Source organism: Streptomyces sp. UH6, assembly GCF_013421635.1.
In the GTDB taxonomy this organism is placed as follows: Bacteria; Actinomycetota; Actinomycetes; order Streptomycetales; family Streptomycetaceae; genus Streptomyces; species Streptomyces abyssomicinicus.
The window spans coordinates 1-1,256 of the sequence record NZ_JACADT010001309.1 but is presented as its reverse complement, the minus strand read 5'-3'; the positions used below and the strand labels follow the sequence as shown (position 1 = coordinate 1,256).

The following is a 1,256-nucleotide window of genomic DNA, read 5'->3' as shown; positions in this document are numbered from 1 at the left end:
GGATGGAAGGCTCCGGCGGGGGCGCGGCACACCGACGGGGTCAGGGTCCCGTCGGCGCGGTCCCCCGCGGGCGGGGGAGTCGGGGAGGGCGGTGGTCCGAGGCGGAAGGAACGTCTCGTCAGGCGACCCGCTGCCACAGGGCCGGCACGTTCGGCGGCTCCCAGCCGCCCTGCGCCTGGTGCTGCTGGAGGCACCGGTAGGTCACGCCGCTGTAGGTCACGGTGGCGCCCGGCTGGTAGACGACGCCCGGCGCCCACGTGGTGGAGCCCGGGTCGGGCGGGGTGGTCGGCGGCGTGGTGGGCGGGGTGGTCGAGCCCGCGGTCTTCAGCGTCAGCCCGTACGAGGAGAGGATCGGGTTGACCGGGTAGTAGTACGTGGTCCCGCCGGAGCTGCAGTTGCCGCTGCCGCCGGAGGTGACGCCCTGGGCCTGGCTGCCCGAGATGAACGAGCCGCCCGAGTCGCCCGGCTCCGCGCACACCGACGTACGGGTGACGCCGGAGACGGTGCCCTCGGCGTAGGTGACGCTCGTGTTGTGCTGCTGGACGGTGCCGCAGCGCCAGCCGGTGGTGGAACCGGAACGGCAGATCGACGCGCCCACGACGGCCTGGGTGGAGCCCGTCACCTGGGAGCCGGAGCCCACCACGGTCGCGGTCGCCGTCCAGTTGGAGTTGACCGCCACCCACGCCATGTCGCGGCCGGGGAAGGTGGAGCCCTGGAAGGTGCCCTGGGCGACCTGGTTGTAGCCGGAGGTGGACCGGCCGGCCGTGCCGCAGTGGCCCGCCGTCACGAAGCCCTGGGTGGTGGAGCGGGTCACCGGGAAGCCGACCGAACACCGGCCGCCCCCGCTCATGTAGTACGCGTCGCCGCCGCGCAGGTCGTAGTAGGTGCGCGGGCGCTCGCCGGTCCGCACCACCTCGACCGCCGCCGGGTCCACGCCGGCCACGGCGACCAGCTTCGCGGCCACGGCCGGATCGACGGCCTCGACGACCACCTTGTTGCGCACCGGGTCGACGTAGCGGACCGGGGCGTCCTGTGCGGGGACGGTCCGGGTGGCCCGGTCGAGCCGGTCCTTGTCCGCCTCCAGCTCTCTCAGCGAGCGGTCCACGACGACCGCCCGCGCGCCGGCCCGCTCGATGACGGCGACGTCGGAGCGGTCGGTGGTGGCCACCGTGAGGGTGCCGGACTCCGCGCCGCCCACCCAGGAACCGGCGTGGTCGGCGCCGAGTTCCAGGCTCAGCCGGCCGAGCGTGAGGCCG

Annotated in this window: 1 protein-coding gene; it reads right to left on the bottom strand. The window is 74.9% G+C overall.

What is annotated here, in order from left to right:
• Window positions 1-118: 118 nt before the first annotated feature.
• On the bottom strand, window positions 119-1,256 hold a 1,138-nt coding region (locus HW445_RS31500; protein ID WP_180224183.1), incomplete at its 5' end, for a carbohydrate-binding protein.